This is a genomic window from Planosporangium thailandense, from assembly GCF_011947195.1.
GTDB lineage: Bacteria > Actinomycetota > Actinomycetes > Mycobacteriales > Micromonosporaceae > Planosporangium > Planosporangium thailandense.
The window spans coordinates 138314-152421 of record NZ_JAATVY010000002.1 but is presented as its reverse complement, the minus strand read 5'-3'; the positions used below and the strand labels follow the sequence as shown (position 1 = coordinate 152421).

At 69.9% G+C, this 14108-nt stretch carries 14 protein-coding genes and 1 tRNA gene; 10 read left to right on the top strand and 5 right to left on the bottom strand.

Features of this window, described 5'->3' with window-relative positions; translation table 11 throughout:
* Positions 1 to 55 precede the first annotated feature (55 nt).
* Entirely contained in the window at positions 56 to 1534 is a 1479-nt protein-coding gene (locus HC031_RS03470) for a glutamate-cysteine ligase family protein (protein ID WP_167923685.1), read from the top strand.
* A gap of 24 nt (positions 1535 to 1558) precedes the next feature.
* On the opposite strand, the gene HC031_RS03465 is transcribed toward HC031_RS03470, so the two are convergent.
* Entirely contained in the window at positions 1559 to 2815 is a 1257-nt protein-coding gene (locus tag HC031_RS03465) for a hypothetical protein (protein WP_205862213.1), read from the bottom strand.
* 132 nt (positions 2816 to 2947) lie between these two features.
* Between HC031_RS03465 and HC031_RS03460 the strand changes: the two genes are divergently transcribed.
* The gene (locus tag HC031_RS03460; protein ID WP_167923683.1) at positions 2948 to 3832 is read left to right on the top strand and encodes a PASTA domain-containing protein; all 885 of its coding nucleotides are present in this window, start codon (positions 2948 to 2950) and stop codon (positions 3830 to 3832) included.
* A 13-nt stretch (positions 3833 to 3845) separates the two neighbouring features.
* Here the strand turns inward: HC031_RS03460 and HC031_RS03455 are convergent, their stop codons facing one another.
* Positions 3846 to 4100, bottom strand: coding sequence for a hypothetical protein (locus tag HC031_RS03455; RefSeq protein ID WP_167923682.1), 255 nt, complete (start codon positions 4098 to 4100; stop codon positions 3846 to 3848).
* A 442-nt stretch (positions 4101 to 4542) separates the two neighbouring features.
* Between HC031_RS03455 and HC031_RS03450 the strand changes: the two genes are divergently transcribed.
* The 5 genes from HC031_RS03450 to HC031_RS03430 all read left to right on the top strand — a co-directional run bounded on the left by HC031_RS03450 (position 4543) and on the right by HC031_RS03430 (position 8946).
* Positions 4543 to 4767, top strand: coding sequence for a DUF397 domain-containing protein (locus HC031_RS03450; protein WP_167924020.1), 225 nt, complete (start codon positions 4543 to 4545; stop codon positions 4765 to 4767).
* 216 nt (positions 4768 to 4983) lie between these two features.
* On the top strand, positions 4984 to 5424 hold the full coding sequence (locus tag HC031_RS03445) for a hypothetical protein (protein ID WP_167923574.1): 441 nt from the start codon (positions 4984 to 4986) through the stop codon (positions 5422 to 5424).
* Between the two features lie 389 nt (positions 5425 to 5813).
* Positions 5814 to 7451 (top strand): S8 family peptidase, encoded by a 1638-nt coding sequence (locus HC031_RS03440; RefSeq protein WP_167923681.1) that lies wholly within the window; start codon positions 5814 to 5816, stop codon positions 7449 to 7451.
* A 41-nt stretch (positions 7452 to 7492) separates the two neighbouring features.
* Positions 7493 to 8497: an adenosine deaminase gene (gene add, locus HC031_RS03435; RefSeq protein ID WP_167923680.1), complete on the top strand. Its 1005-nt coding sequence runs from the start codon at positions 7493 to 7495 to the stop codon at positions 8495 to 8497.
* Between the two features lie 149 nt (positions 8498 to 8646).
* Positions 8647 to 8946 (top strand): hypothetical protein, encoded by a 300-nt coding sequence (locus HC031_RS03430; protein WP_167923679.1) that lies wholly within the window; start codon positions 8647 to 8649, stop codon positions 8944 to 8946.
* A gap of 62 nt (positions 8947 to 9008) precedes the next feature.
* Here the strand turns inward: HC031_RS03430 and HC031_RS03425 are convergent, their stop codons facing one another.
* From HC031_RS03425 to HC031_RS03415, 3 genes are all read right to left on the bottom strand, one after another.
* Positions 9009 to 9815: a WecB/TagA/CpsF family glycosyltransferase gene (locus HC031_RS03425; RefSeq protein WP_167924019.1), complete on the bottom strand. Its 807-nt coding sequence runs from the start codon at positions 9813 to 9815 to the stop codon at positions 9009 to 9011.
* Positions 9812 to 10885 (bottom strand): NAD-dependent epimerase/dehydratase family protein, encoded by a 1074-nt coding sequence (locus tag HC031_RS03420; protein WP_167923678.1) that lies wholly within the window; start codon positions 10883 to 10885, stop codon positions 9812 to 9814. The genes HC031_RS03425 and HC031_RS03420 overlap by 4 nt, the downstream gene beginning before the upstream one ends.
* A 124-nt stretch (positions 10886 to 11009) precedes the next feature.
* Positions 11010 to 11095 (bottom strand) — tRNA-Leu (locus tag HC031_RS03415).
* Between the two features lie 223 nt (positions 11096 to 11318).
* Here HC031_RS03415 and HC031_RS03410 point away from each other — a divergent pair.
* Genes HC031_RS03410 through HC031_RS03400 form a run of 3 tightly spaced genes read left to right on the top strand, consistent with a single transcriptional unit; the run spans position 11319 to position 14098 of the window.
* Entirely contained in the window at positions 11319 to 12155 is an 837-nt protein-coding gene (locus HC031_RS03410) for an FhaA domain-containing protein (RefSeq protein WP_167923677.1), read from the top strand.
* A gap of 48 nt (positions 12156 to 12203) precedes the next feature.
* A complete protein-coding gene (locus HC031_RS03405) occupies positions 12204 to 12686 on the top strand; it encodes an FHA domain-containing protein FhaB/FipA (protein WP_167923676.1) in 483 nt (160 codons plus the stop codon).
* Positions 12683 to 14098: a PP2C family protein-serine/threonine phosphatase gene (locus HC031_RS03400; protein WP_167923675.1), complete on the top strand. Its 1416-nt coding sequence runs from the start codon at positions 12683 to 12685 to the stop codon at positions 14096 to 14098. Before HC031_RS03405 ends, HC031_RS03400 begins: the two co-directional genes overlap by 4 nt.
* The last annotated feature ends 10 nt before the right edge of the window (positions 14099 to 14108 follow it).

The following is a 14108-nucleotide window of genomic DNA, read 5'->3' as shown; positions in this document are numbered from 1 at the left end:
GCGGACGCGCTCCTACGGTTGAGGTCCGAGGACACGGGCAGGGGTGGATTCGTCGATGGGCAAGGACGTTTCGCAGGCTACTTTCAGCCGCGAAGATCGAGCGCGCTATCGGCAGAAGGTCCGCCGGTGCCTGGACGTGTTCGCGCTGATGCTCCATGACTTCCGTTTCGACGCCGACCGCCCGACGACCGGGCTGGAGATCGAGCTCAACCTCATCGACGGCGAGGCCCAGCCGGCCATGCGCAACGCCGAGGTGCTCGCGGATCTCGCCGACCCTTCGTTCCAGACCGAGCTCGGCCAGTTCAACCTGGAGATCAACGTCCGGCCGCGGCTCATCGCCGGGCACGGGTTCGACGAGTACGAGCGGGACGTGTCCGCGAGCCTCGCCCACGCCAACGAGCGGGCGCACAAACACGACGCCCAACTCGTGCTGATCGGCATCCTGCCCACCCTCACCCAGGCGCACACGGTCCTCGACAACATCTCGGCCAACCCGCGCTACCGGGTACTCAACGAGCAGATCATCACTGCCCGGGGAGAGGACATGTTCCTCGACATCCGGGGCCCCGAGCGGCTGCAGGCGTACACCGACTCGATCGTGCCGGAGGCGGCCTGCACGAGCGTGCAGTTCCACCTCCAGGTGGCGCCCGAGGACTTCGCCTGCTACTGGAACGCGTCCCAGGCCATCGCCGGCATCCAGGTCGCCCTCGGCGCGAACTCGCCCTACCTGTTCGGCCGCCAGCTGTGGTCCGAGACCCGGATCGTGCTCTTCGAGCAGGCCACGGACACCCGCCCCGACGAACTCAAAGCCCAGGGAGTACGCCCGAGGGTCTGGTTCGGTGAGCGCTGGATCACCTCGATCTTCGACCTGTTCGAGGAGAACGTGCGGTACTTCCCGCCGCTGCTCGCCATCACCGAGGACGAGGACCCGGTCGAGGTGCTGCACAACGGGGGCGTGCCCCACCTCGGCGAGCTACGGCTGCACAACGGGACCGTCTACCGGTGGAACCGTCCGGTGTACGACGTGATGAACGGCCGGCCGCATCTGAGAGTCGAAAACCGGGTCCTGCCGTCCGGACCCACGGTGGTGGACCTGCTCGCCAACGCCGCGTTCTACTTCGGGCTGGTACGCGAGCTGGCCGAGGCCGACCGCCCGATCTGGACGCAGCTCACCTTCTCGGCCGCTGAACAGAACTTCCACACGGCGGCCCGGGACGGCATCGCCTCCAGCCTGTGGTGGCCGCGCTTCGGTGAGATGAGAGTGACGGATCTCGTCCTGGAGAAGCTGCTCCCCAAGGCGTACGACGGGCTCGACCGCTTCGGCGTCGATCCGTCCACCCGCGACCGTCTTCTCGGCGTCATCGAAGCCCGCTGCGTCGAGCGGCGCAACGGGGCGGTGTGGCAGACCGAGACCGTGCGCGCCCTGGAGCGGGACCGCAACCTCGACCGGATCGCGGCGCTCCGCGAGATGCTGCGCCGCTATAGCGTCAACCAGGCGGACAACGAGCCCGTACACACCTGGCCCATCGGGTAGCGCCCCGGAGCGTCGGGTTGTGCCTCAGGACGTGGCGGGATCGCTGAAGTCCCGCGTCTGGCGGGGCTGCGGCACATCCGACCACGCCCACCGGGTGACCGTCGGGGACACCGGCTCGGCCACCGTGGCCCAGCCGGTCGCCGTCTGCGGAACGCCGTCCATGCTCGCCGTCGCCCTGCCGGTCGCCGGCTGCGGAACACCGTGCATACCGGGCGTCGCCCTGCCGGCGCCGGCGGTTGCCGGCGGAGAAGCCGGCAGCCCGTACCCGGGGGCGTCGCCGGCGAGCGCACTCGTCCACTGGGTGAGATCGCTGTCGTCGTCGGCGGTGGGCCCGACCACTCCGGGAGCCGGCACGGCTTCCCGGGCGGGTGACGCGGCGCCGCGCGCGGACGTCGCCGCGTCGCGGTCCGGGGTCGGCGGGGTGACGCGGCGGCGCGGCCGCAGCGGCGCGAGCACCGCCACGAACACGGATCCGGCGAGGCCGGCGATGACCGCGTAGGCCGAGAACCCGTACGCCGTGTCGTCCATCCGTACGGTCGGTTTCGGTGCGCTGAGCAGATACGCGGCCGCGACGAGCAACGGGCCGACCGCGCCGGAGACCGCGATGCCGAACCGGTTGTCTCCGCGCCGGTCGGCCGGTAGCGCGGAGAACACGCCGATCAGCAGGGCGACGCCGAGCATCAGGAACGCGCCGGGGATGTGCAGTACGTCGTGGAACCATCCCTTGTCGAGGAACTGCCACGCCGCGAGCTGGGCGGTGCCCGCGGTCCGATGGGCCCGTACCGCATCGGCGACGGCGACCGCCGCGAGCAGCCAGACCCAGGCCGTCGAGGCCACGACGTTCGCCGCGATCACCCGTACGTTGACGGCTATCAGGGCTGCGACCAGGCCGGCGAGGACGCCGACCACGGCGTACGCGCCGGCGGTGACCTCCGGGCGGAACGTGTCCGCGCGCAGCGCCGCCCGGGCCGGCAGCACCACGAGCGGGACAGTCACCAGGGCGCCGATCGCGGCGGCGAGCGCGGTCGCTATCCGCATCACCAGATCGACCGTGCTCCTCGACGCCGCCGTCGCCGGCAGGCGACGGGTACCCGAGCCGTTCGCGTAGACCGCGCCGAGCACGGTAGAGGTGGCGGCGATCCACAGTGACCAGGTCAGATTGGCCAGCCACAGGCTGTTGTCCGCCCCGTTACGTACCGGTTGCCACGTCACGATGCCCAGTCCGTACACGAGGCCGAACTGCGCCGCACCGGCACCGGCCGCGACACCGACCGCGGTCATCGTTGAGTTTGCCCATCCGCGCGCCGCCATGCGGCGCAGCGTACGCCTGATCAACCGATACGTGCGAGCCCCCGTGGCGTAACCGGCCCGACCGCCGATCGATGGCCGCCGGCTTTCTGATGAGATGGGGTCATGGCCGATGAACGCGACGAAGCCACCGAGAACGACCGCCGGGATGAGGCCACGCGGCGGATGTCCGCCGACGACCCGACGTCGACGTTCGACCCGTTCGCCGACGACGACGATGTGGACGCGGACCTCGCGTCCACGCAGGCGCTGCCCCCGGATGTCGGGTCTACGCAGGCGCTGCCCCACGACTTCGCGTCGACGCGGCCGATGCCGGAGGATCTCGAATCCACCCGCCCGATGTCGGCCAACGGCCACGGGACGCCGCCGCAGGAGCCCGGCGTATGGGCCGCCCGGGCGTCGGTTCCGGTGGCTGCCGATCCGGTACCCGCCCCGGAGCCGCCGCCGTGGCAGGAGGAGTTCGGTGCCGAGCGCTCCGACCGGTCCTGGCTGCGCCCGGTGCTGATCGCTCTGGTCGTACTCGTCCTGCTGGCGATGCTCGGCACCGGCCTGTGGCTGATCTTCAATCACGTCGCTGGGCGGTCGGCGCCCACGACGGTCGTCCCCGCGACGGCCACCGCGGCCTCCTCGTCTACCGCGACCGCGCCGGCCTCGCAGGCCCCGCCGGCGGCGCCCACGACGGCGCCGACCGCGGCGACGCCCGACCAGATCGCGGTGCCCGATGTGGTGGGTCAGAGCGAGGGGGCGGCCAGGCAGCAGTTGGCCGCGTACGGGCTCACCGCCACGGTGGCCCGGCGCGTCACGGGTGGCGCGGCTCCCGGTACGGTGATCGCGACCGATCCCGGTGCCGGAACGATGGTGGCGGCGGGCAGTCGGGTGACCCTGGTCGTTGCCGCCGCGCCGGTGCCGGCACCGACGACGGCGACCCGTTCGGCGTCGCCGACACCGGCCCGATCGCAGACGCCACCCTCGGCGTCGCCGAAGCGGTGAACCCGGCCGGTGGTCAGCTCACGCCGGCCCGGGACCGCAGACCGCCGGCCGGAGTGGCGTTCCCGGGCTCCAGGCCCTTGAGCTGAACGAAGATCGACCTGCGCTCGACGGCGTCACCGGCCGCGTTCAACTGATACCCGTCGAGCCAGGCCCATCCGTCGTAGGTCGGCCAGTCGTGTACCCGGATCACCCGGAAGAGCATCGGCTCGAGGAACTGCACGCTCGCCGCCTTCGTCACGCGCAGTACGTCTCCGGCCCTGGGTTGCACACCGACTCCTGTTCTCTGCCTGGTTAGTTCGGCCGGCGACGGTGGGCGTCGCGCGGCGTCTGGCGCCCGCGCGCTGGCGGGCCGACGCGTCCCCGAACACGTCCTTGCAGTTCGGAAGCCACCGGACACGCTGGGTATCCGCTGCGCGTGGCAACCGATTCGTTGTGCCGGCTTGGGCCCGCCTGCCGATCCGCCGCCCGCTTTGTCCGAAAGACAGCTGCGTGTCGGAACTTGACCAACGGTGAGTAACCCGTGCCGCACCCACAGGTTTTCACTAGTCCCTTTGCTAATGCAAGTTGCATACTGCTATTTCACTGTCGGTAACGATGGCCGGTTCCGGCGGCAGGGTTCGCGGCGAGTACGGCGTGAACCGGTGGACATCGACGCGCACAATGCTGATGCGTGACGTGTGCGGTGACCGGCGATCGGTGGAGGGGTTGTGGTGGAGATAGCGGCCAAGGGCCTGCGGGTCGATCTCGACAGCGCCCGGTGGCGTCGAAGCGACCGCGGTGACGGCGGTTCGGGTAACTGTGTGGAGGTGGCGTTCGTGGACGGAGCGATCGCGGTTCGCGGGTCCGCCGATCCCCGCGGCCCGGTGCTGCTGTTCACTCAGGCCGAGTGGGACGCGTTCGTCGAAGGCGCCAAGGACGGCGAGTTCGACCTGTAGGCGTCCTCCACCTCGTGAGCGCTTTCGGCCGGCAAGCGCCTTTGGCCGGCAAGCGCCGACGGCCGGTCACCGCTCGCGAAAGCAAATCGGGCGGTGGGCGTCGCCGGCATCACGGATCTTCGTTGTACCAGGCGGCGCGGCCCGCTTTGAGCGCCAGGCGTGGTGAGCTGCCCCGTACGAGCGACCGACGCATACCCTGAAGACAGGTGAGACGTGATGACGACAGGCCCGAACAACTACACCAATGGCTCGGCGAACGGCGACGACCACTTCGCCTCGCAGCTGGGCGGGTACCGCCCGACCCGTGGAGAGAGTGCGGTGCTGCCCGCCGCCAACGGTGACGACCTGGGCCGACGCAACGGTTCGACGTCCGCGATCGACCGCGTGAAGGGTCAGATGGAGAACACCGGCCCGATCGGCTCGTCGTTGCGTACCCCGGAGCTCGTCGAGCCCGAGCTGGACGGGTCCGTCTTCACCACCGACCCGTGGAATCACATCGCAAGCGAGCCGCTCGCCGACCATCCGCTGCTGCGGGGTCTCCTCCTCGAGTTGCCGGCCAAGGGGAACGCGCCGTCGCAGGAGTGGCTGGACCGTTGGTTCGAGGCCGCGCGTTCAATCCTCGAGCTGCTGTACTCTCAGTCCTCCGCCCGGCGCTGATCCGCGCCGCCGCACGCCCGTCGGGCGTGCGGCAGTCGGCGACTCCGACCCTCGACAGTACCCTCGGCGGTCCCTACGGCAGGTGCGCCGTGAAGTCCGGCGGGCCCGTCGGGCGCGCACGGTCGTCACCGCTCGTGGCGTTTCGCCCACGCATCGCAACCGCGCCGACGGCACTCTCCTCGCAAGTCAGGGCCTGAGGTCGGTGGAGGTGCGGCCGGGCGCCCGTTCACTTAGCGTGCTGAACGGGCGGGGCGGCGGGCGATTCATAGATCAAATTCTGGACCTATTCATTTAAAAGGGTCTCCAAATACCCTCTTCTCTAATCGGACCGCCGTCCGCTCGGCGTGGGGCACCGTCAGCGTGGCGGTCCACACAGGGGAGGAGTGGAGATGAGGCTCCCGGAATCAACGAGGCCAGGCCGACGGGCGTCCGAACCCGGCCGGTGGGTCGCACTGCTCGGTCTCGCCACCGCCGCGGCGACCGTCGCCACCGTTGCGGTCAGCGGACCCGCGTCAGCGGCCGTGCTGGCGGACGGGGTCGTGCGCGATGCGGGTACCACGCGCGTGGTACCCGGCAGCTACGTCGTCGTGCTCAAGGACACCGTCACGCGGACGAGGGGCGTCGACGCGCCGGTGCACGACCTGCTGGGCAGGTTCGGCGGAAAGCTGGGGCACACGTACCACAGCGCACTGCACGGGTACGCGGTCCGGTCCATGAGTGAGGTGCAGGCGCGCCGGCTCGCCGCCGACCCGTCCGTCGCCTACGTCCAGAAGGACGGCGTCTTCACAATCTCGGACACCCAGACCGGGGCCACCTGGGGTCTGGACCGGATCGACCAGCGCAACCTGCCGCTGGACGGCAACTACACCTATCCGACGACGGCGTCCAACGTGCACGCGTACATCATCGACACCGGCATCCGGGTCACCCACAGCGAGTTCGGCGGGCGGGCGACGCCCGGGTTCGACGCGGTCACCAGCGGTGGCAACGCCAACGACTGCCACGGCCACGGCACCCACGTCTCCGGGACCGTGGGTGGAAAGACCTACGGCGTCGCGAAGGGCGTCCAGCTCGTCGCGGTCCGGGTACTCGACTGCAACGGCAGCGGCAGTACCTCCGGCGTCGCCGCCGGTATCGACTGGGTGACCGCCAACGCGATCAAGCCCGCCGTGGCCAACATGAGCCTCGGCGGCGGGGCGGACGCCACCCTCGACGCGGCCGTCCAGCGCTCCATCGCCTCGGGCGTCACCTACGGCATCGCCGCGGGCAACGGCGACATCTTCGGCAACCCGCAGGACGCGTGCGGCACCTCGCCCGCCCGCGTACCCGAAGCGATCACCGTCGCCGCGACCCAGAACAACGACCAGCGGGCGTCCTTCTCCAACTACGGCACCTGCGTCGACATCTTCGCTCCGGGCGTCTCCATCACGTCCTCGTGGAACTCCAGCGACACGGCCACGAACACCATCAGCGGCACGTCGATGGCGACCCCGCACGTCGTCGGTGCGGCCGCGCTGGTGGCCGCGGCCAACCCCGGCTTCACACCGCAGCAGGTCCGCGACGCGCTCGTGAACAACGCCACCTCGGGTGTCGTCGGCAACCCGGGCACGGGCTCGCCGAACAAGCTCCTGTACGTGGGCAACGGCGGCACCCCGCCGCCACCGCCCCCGCCGCCGCCCGCGGGCTGTTCGGGCACCAACGGCACGGATGTCCCTGTCCCGGACGCCGGCGCGGCCGTGACCAGCCCGATAACCATCTCCGGCTGTGACCGCAACGCCTCGGCGTCGGCCAAGGTCGAGGTGCACATCAAGCACACCTATCGCGGGGACCTCCGCATCGACCTGGTGGCCCCGGACAGCACCTCGTCCCGGCTGAAGACGGAGGGCTTCGACAGCGCCGCCAACGTCGACACCACGTACACCGTCAACCTGTCCGGCAAGGCCGCCAACGGCACCTGGAAGCTCAAGGTGCAGGACATGTACCGCATGGACACCGGTTACATCGATTCCTGGACCCTGACTGTCTGACCGGTCGCGGACACCCTGCGTGATCAGGGAGAGTTTGGGTTGTGACAACGACTCGAACTCTCCCTGATCCCGTCGTCGCCCCGAAGATCGAGCTGCACGTCCACCTGGAGGGGACGGTCCGGCCGGCGACTCTGCTCGACATCGCCCGGCGCAACGACCTGCCGCTGCCGGTGAACACGGTCGAGGAGCTGACCGCCCTCTACGAGTTCACCGACTTCAGGCACTTCATCGAGGTCTGGGTGCTCACCACCAACTGCCTGCGCACCGCGGACGACTTCCGGCAGATCGTGGTCGACTACGCGGCCGAGGCGGCCTCCTTCGGTGCGGTCTACCTCGAGGCGATCTTCTCGCCGTCCGAGCGGGTCCAGCGCGGCGTGGTCGGATGGGACGAGATCTACACCGGGTACGCCGAGGGCGCGGTCGAGGCGTACGAGCGGTACGGGGTGACGATCCGGTTCACCCCGGACCTCTATCGGGGACTCGATGTCGAGACCGCGGAGGAGTGCGCGCGGGTGTCGGTGCGCTACCGCGACCGGGGCATCGTCGGTATCGGGCTCGGTGGCATGGAGACGGCGACGACCGCGTCGGCGTACCGGCGGGCCTTCGACATCGCCCGCGACGGCGGGCTCGCACTCGTACCGCACGCCGGCGAGGGCGCCGGCCCCGAGTCGGTACGGGAGGTCATGGACCTGGGAGCGGCCCGAATCCGCCACGGCATCCGGGCCGTCGAGGATCCGGACCTGGTCAAGGAGATCGCCGACCGGGGCCTGGTGCTGGACGTGTGTCCGACGTCGAATCTGCGTACCCGCGTGGTGTCGAGCCTGGCGGAGCACCCGTTGCCGCTGCTGCGCGAGGCCGGGGTGCGCTGCACCGTCAACACCGACGATCCGGCCATGTTCGGCACCGACCTCGGTCGCGAGTACGAGGTGGCGGCCGGGCTCGGGGTGTCGGCCGCCGACGCGTACGCGGCAGGCGTCGAGGGGGCGCTCTGCGATGAGGAGACTCGTGCCCGTCTGCGCCGATTGGGTGGTCTGTCCATCGCCTGAACGGGTGGTCACGCCTCGACAGAAGTGAGCCTTCCGGCTGGCCGGTCGGCCTGATCATGCCGTTTGACCGCGCTCATCGTTGATGGTCGTTTGACGGAACGTCAGCCTAACCTTGGGCCGCGTTTGGTTTGTCCGACAAAGGCGGCTCGATGGATGTGACGACTACTTTCGGCTTGGTTGGCGGCTTCGGGATGCTGGCGTTCAGCATCGGCGCGTTCGGGGTGCTCGACGCGTGGCACAAGCGGAACCCGCAGCGCGCGCGAGTCGACTGGCTGATCCGGCTGTACGTCGTCGGGGTGCTGGTCACGGTGGCCGGTGTGACTCTCGCCGGCCGCTGGTGGATGGCCGCGCCGTTCGCGCTCATGCTGCTGCCGGCCGACCGCGCCGTGCGCCTGCGGGCCGAGCTGCGCCAGCGCCGCGTTCAGATGCAGAAGCTCAAGGGCGAGTAGAACTCCGCGATCTTGGACACTTGGCGGGCCTACGGCACCGAAAAGTGTCCAAGATCGCCTAGCTAGACGGCGAACGTCGACGGCCGCTCGGTCGCCGGCTCAGGCGGGGCGACCCGCCACAGCTTCAGTTTCTGGGCCGTCAGCCGCGCCGCGTAGTTCGGGTTGAGCAGCAGATAGCGCTTCCAGAGCCGGCCCGGCTCCAGGCCGAGCCGCCACAGCCACTCCAAGCCGTACTTCTGCATCCACGCCGGCGGCTTGCGAAGCTGCCCGGCGTGGTAATCGAACGCCGCCCCGACGGCGAGCAGCGGCGCGTCGATCAGCGGGCGCATCGCGTACGTGAAGATCTCCTGACGCGGGCAGCCCAGCCCGACCAGGACCACCCGCGCGCCGGAGGCCTTGATCCGCTCGGCGATCTCGGCGTCCTCGCCCGGACGCACCGCCCGGAACTTCGACGGCTCCGTACCCGCGATCTTCAAGGCCGGGAAGAGCCCGATCAGCGCCGGGACCAGCCGGTCGAGAGTCTCGGTCGTCGAACCGTAGAGGTAGACCGGCAGGCCCTCGGCGGCACAACCCTCGAGAACCCTGAGGGTCAACGCGGGGCCGTACACCCGGTCGGCCAGCCCCGCGCCGTACAGCAGATTGAGCGCCCATCGGACCGGCTGGCCGTCCGGGGTGACGACGTCGAACGCGTTGAGCCGGGCGTTGTGCGCCCGGTCCTGCACCCCGGTCATCACCCCGTGCACGGCGAGCGCGGTGAGCGCGAAGGGCCGCTGCTCGCGGGCGGCGGCGAGGACCTTCTCGGCGGCCGCCTCGTAGTCGATGACGTCGACGAGTACGCCGAGGACGCTCCGCTTGCCCTGGTCGATCATGCGGTCGGCAGCCACTTGTCGACGTTGGCCTCGTAGATCTCCTGGAGGATCATCGGAACGTCGTACACCTGCTTCCAGTCCGGGTAGTCGGCCTGGAACGCGGCGTTGGAGCCGACCCACCAGATGTGGTCGCCGATCCGGTTCTGGTCGACGTACTCGGTGACCATCTCCGTGCCGGTGATCTTCTCGGCGAGCGCGAAGGCCTCCAGCATCGAGGTGTGCGAGTGCCGCCCGCCGCCCAGGTTGTAGACCGCGGCCGAGCGCGGGTTGCGGAAGAACGCCTCGAACGCCGAGACCACGTCGTGGCTGTGGATGGCGTCCCGCACCTGCTTGCCCTTGTAGCCGAACATCCGGTACGTGCGGCGCTCCATGTTGCAGCGCATCACGTACGCGAGGAAGCCGTGCAGCTCGGTGGCCGAGTGCGCCGGGCCCGTGAGGGTGCCGCCCCGGAACACGGCGGTCTTCATGTCGAAGTACCGCCCGTACTCCTGGACCATGACGTCGGCGGCGACCTTGGAGGCGCCGAACACCGAGTGCAGGCACTGGTCGATCGACATGTCCTCGGTGATGCCGTGGTAGTACCGGTGGCCCGGCTCGAGCTCCCACCGCGTCTCCAATTCGACGAACGGCAGGGAGTTGGGGCGGTCGCCGTACACCTTGTTGGTGGAGCAGTGGATGACCGGCGCCTCGATGCAGTGCTCGCGTACGTTCTGCAGCACGTTGAGGGTGCCGACCGCGTTGACGTCGAAGTCGGTGTACGGGTCGCGGACCGCCCAGTCGTGGCTCGGCTGCGCGGCCGTGTGGATGACGACGGCGACGTCGCGGCCGTACCGCGCGAAGATCTTCGCCAGCCCCTCGCGGTCCCGGATGTCGAGGTCGTAGTGGGTGTACCGGTCGCCCAGCGAGCTCTTCAGGCGCTGCACGTTCCACGCGGTCGAGGCCTCGGCGCCGAAGAAGCGGCTGCGCATGTCGTTGTCGACGCCGACGACGTCAAGTCCGAGCGAGGCGAAGTGCCGCGCCGCCTCGGAGCCGATCAGGCCGGCTGATCCGGTCACGATTGCGACGCTCACGGGCAACTCCAGGTTTCGCGATGTTGGTACAGCGAGTGCAGTCTAGCTGCGGACGGCGAGAGCCCTGGCTGACGGAGTCGTCTCGGAAAACAGAACAGGCGGCCCGAGTGGGCCGCCTGTGGTGTGGTGGGGAAGGAGGGAGTTGAACCCTCACGCCCTTTCGGGCACACGGACCTGAACCGTGCGCGTCTGCCATTCCGCCACTTCCCCGAAGTGACTTGCCCCAGCCGGGGCGTGGTGAACGATACCACGCGTGCCGGAGTGGCTACGCCGCAGAGCCAGACCGGTAGCCGTCTCGCTCTTTTCGTCCGATAGCCTAATCCAACCGGGCACAATGCACGTGTTAAGACTAGGCTGCCGTAGGCGCCCCGGAAGAATAGCACGAGCTAGGCCGGTTGGTGCGGGTGCAGGAGAGCACTCGCCAGATACCATCATGACCTCGGGACCCGAGGAGGAGCCGGTGAGTGTGCTGCAGCGCTTCGAGAAGCGCTTGGAGGGCCTTGTCGAAGGGGCTTTTGCCAAGGTCTTCAAGGGTGTGGTCCACCCTGTGGAGATCCTTAACGCCATGCAACGGGAGGCGGAGGCGCACAAGGCGATCTTGGCCGGTGGCCGAACTCTCGTTCCCAACCGATACGTGATAGATCTCTCGCCCTACGACCACAGCCGGTTGGCGCCCTACGCCGCCGCGCTGGCCCAGGAGCTCGCGCAGTCGCAGGCCGAGTTCATCGGCGAGCAGGCCTGGACGGTCTACGGCGACGTCATCGTCGAGATCGAGCGCGGCGACGGCCTCGACACCGGCATGTTCCGGGTCACCGCCGAGGTCTACACCGGTGGCGACGTGCCGCCCGTGCCCACCTACGAGGCGCCCCCCGGCTACCCGCCGTACGAGCAGAGCCCGTACGACCAGGCGCCGTACGAGCAGAACGCCTACGACCAGAACCCGTACGCCCCGCACAGCTCCCCGCCGGCACACGGCGGTGGCCCGGCGCGAGCCGCACGCCTGATCTCGGGTGACGGCCGCAGCTATCCGCTGTCGATCGGCTCCACCGTGATCGGCCGCGGCGACCAGGCCAACCTGCGTCTGCCCGACGTCGGCATCTCGCGGCGGCACGCGCGGCTCGACTTCGACGGCGCGCAGGTGGTGCTGACGGATCTCGGCTCGACCAACGGCACGACGGTCAACGGGCAGCGGGTCTCCGCGGTCGCTCTCAACCCCGGCGACATGATCCAGCTCGGCACGACGACGTTGACCTTCCGGGCCGACGGTTAGCCGACGTGCCCGAAGTGATCAGTCCGCCAGGCCCGGATCGAGAACTGCATGCCTGAGATCGTCCTGACCGTCGCCCGGTACGGATTCATCATCCTGCTGTGGATCTTCGTGTTCACGGTGGTGGGTGTGATCCGGCGGGACCTCTTCGCCGGCGCACGTTCCAGCCGGCTCGTCGCCGCCCCGCGCGGCGTCGGCCCGACCGTGGCGAGCGCCAAGCCTGCCAAGGTCAAGCGAGGCCGGGCCGCACGCCAGCTGGTGGTCACGGCAGGAGCGCTCGCCGGCACGCGGATCACGCTCGGCGAGACACCCATCACGATCGGGCGCGCGGAGGACTGCACGCTGGTGACGACCGACGATTACGCCTCCGCCCGTCACGCGCGGCTGGTCCCGCGTGACGGGCAGTGGTTCATCGAGGACATGGGCTCGACCAACGGGACCTACCTCGACCGCGCTAAGGTCGGCGCACCGACCCCCGTACCCCTCGGCGTTCCGATCCGGATCGGTCGTACATCCTTCGAGCTACGCCCATGACCCTGACCCTGCGCTACGCGGCCCGCAGTGACCGCGGTCTCATCCGAGGCGGAAACCAGGACTCCGTCTACGCTGGGCCACGCCTGCTCGCCGTCGCGGACGGCATGGGTGGAATGGCCGCCGGCGACGTCGCCAGCAACATCGTCATCGCCGCCATGGCGCCGCTCGACGAGGACGTGCCGGGCAGCGCGGTCATCGACGCGCTGCGCGGCGCGGTCGACCACGCCAACCAGCAGATCCGGGACACGGTCGAGGCCAACCCCGCGATGGAGGGCATGGGCACGACCCTCACCGCGATGCTCTTCGGCGGCAGCAAGTTCGGCATGGTCCACATCGGTGACTCCCGGGCGTACCTCCTGCGCGGCGACGAGTTCGGGCAGGTCACCAAGGACGACACGTACGTGCAGATGCTGGTCGACGAAGGCCGCATCAGCCTCGAGGAGGCCGACACCCACCCCCAGCGGCACCTGCTGTTCCGTGCCCTCGACGGGCGCGACGCCGAGCCGGAGTACTCGGTGCGCCAGGCCAAGGCCGGTGACCGGTACCTGTTGTGCAGCGACGGGCTGTCCAGCGTCGTCAGCGCGGAGACGATCGAGGCGACGCTGCGCGAGTACAAGAACCCGGACCAGTGCGCCGAGCGGCTCATCCAGCTCGCGCTGCGCGGCGGCGGCCCCGACAACATCACGGTGATCGTCGCGGACGTCACCGACGAGGACATCGTCGAGGAGGCGCCGATCGTGGGTGGCGCCGCCGCCCGCGACCGGGGCAACTCGACCTCGGCCGACAGTTCGACGCCGGCCGCGCGGGCGTCCGCCCTGACCAGTCCTCGACCGTCGGCCCCGGAGACGTCGGTGGACAGCGACGAGGACGAACCTCCCCGCCGCCACCCGGTCCGCAACTCGCTGCTGGCCCTGGTCCTGCTGGCACTGTTAGGCGGCGGGCTCGCGCTCGGCTGGCGCTACATTCAGACGCGGTACTACGTCGGAGCGACCGACGACGGTGTGGTGGCCGTGTTCCGCGGCGTGCCGGGCCAGGTCGCCGGACTGCGGCTGTCATCGGAGCAGCAGCGCAGCACCACCACACTCGACGAGCTGACCAAGAGCGCCCAGGACGCCGTCAAGCAGGGGATCCACGCCGACAACGCGGCCGACGCCCGGCGCAAGCTGACCCAACTGACCAGTGACGACCCGACCAACAGCAACAAGCTGCCGCTGTGCCAGTCGCCGCCGTCGACAGAACCGTCCGCCCCGGCGGCACCGGGTCCGGGCACGGCAGCGTCCACCGCACCGGGCACGGCAGCGTCCGCCACGCCGAGTACCGCTCCGTCCGCCGGCGCCGCGCCCGCTCCCAGCGCCTCGGGCAGCGACGCCACCCAGACCCCCCTGCCGACGATCAGTTGCCGCAAGCGCTGACCCGACCTGC

Bases quoted from the DNA above. Each gene is read 5' to 3' on its own strand.
- HC031_RS03425 (WP_167924019.1), bottom strand. From the start codon at position 9,815: ATGATCGACCAGGGCAAGCGGAGCGTCCTCGGCGTACTCGTCGACGTC.
- HC031_RS03405 (WP_167923676.1), top strand. From the start codon at position 12,204: ATGCCTGAGATCGTCCTGACCGTCGCCCGGTACGGATTCATCATCCTG.
- HC031_RS03410 (WP_167923677.1), top strand. From the start codon at position 11,319: ATGACCTCGGGACCCGAGGAGGAGCCGGTGAGTGTGCTGCAGCGCTTC.
- HC031_RS03465 (WP_205862213.1), bottom strand. From the start codon at position 2,815: ATGACCGCGGTCGGTGTCGCGGCCGGTGCCGGTGCGGCGCAGTTCGGC.
- HC031_RS03460 (WP_167923683.1), top strand. From the start codon at position 2,948: ATGGCCGATGAACGCGACGAAGCCACCGAGAACGACCGCCGGGATGAG.
- HC031_RS03440 (WP_167923681.1), top strand. From the start codon at position 5,814: ATGAGGCTCCCGGAATCAACGAGGCCAGGCCGACGGGCGTCCGAACCC.
- HC031_RS03470 (WP_167923685.1), top strand. From the start codon at position 56: ATGGGCAAGGACGTTTCGCAGGCTACTTTCAGCCGCGAAGATCGAGCG.
- HC031_RS03430 (WP_167923679.1), top strand. From the start codon at position 8,647: ATGGATGTGACGACTACTTTCGGCTTGGTTGGCGGCTTCGGGATGCTG.
- HC031_RS03400 (WP_167923675.1), top strand. From the start codon at position 12,683: ATGACCCTGACCCTGCGCTACGCGGCCCGCAGTGACCGCGGTCTCATC.
- HC031_RS03445 (WP_167923574.1), top strand. From the start codon at position 4,984: ATGACGACAGGCCCGAACAACTACACCAATGGCTCGGCGAACGGCGAC.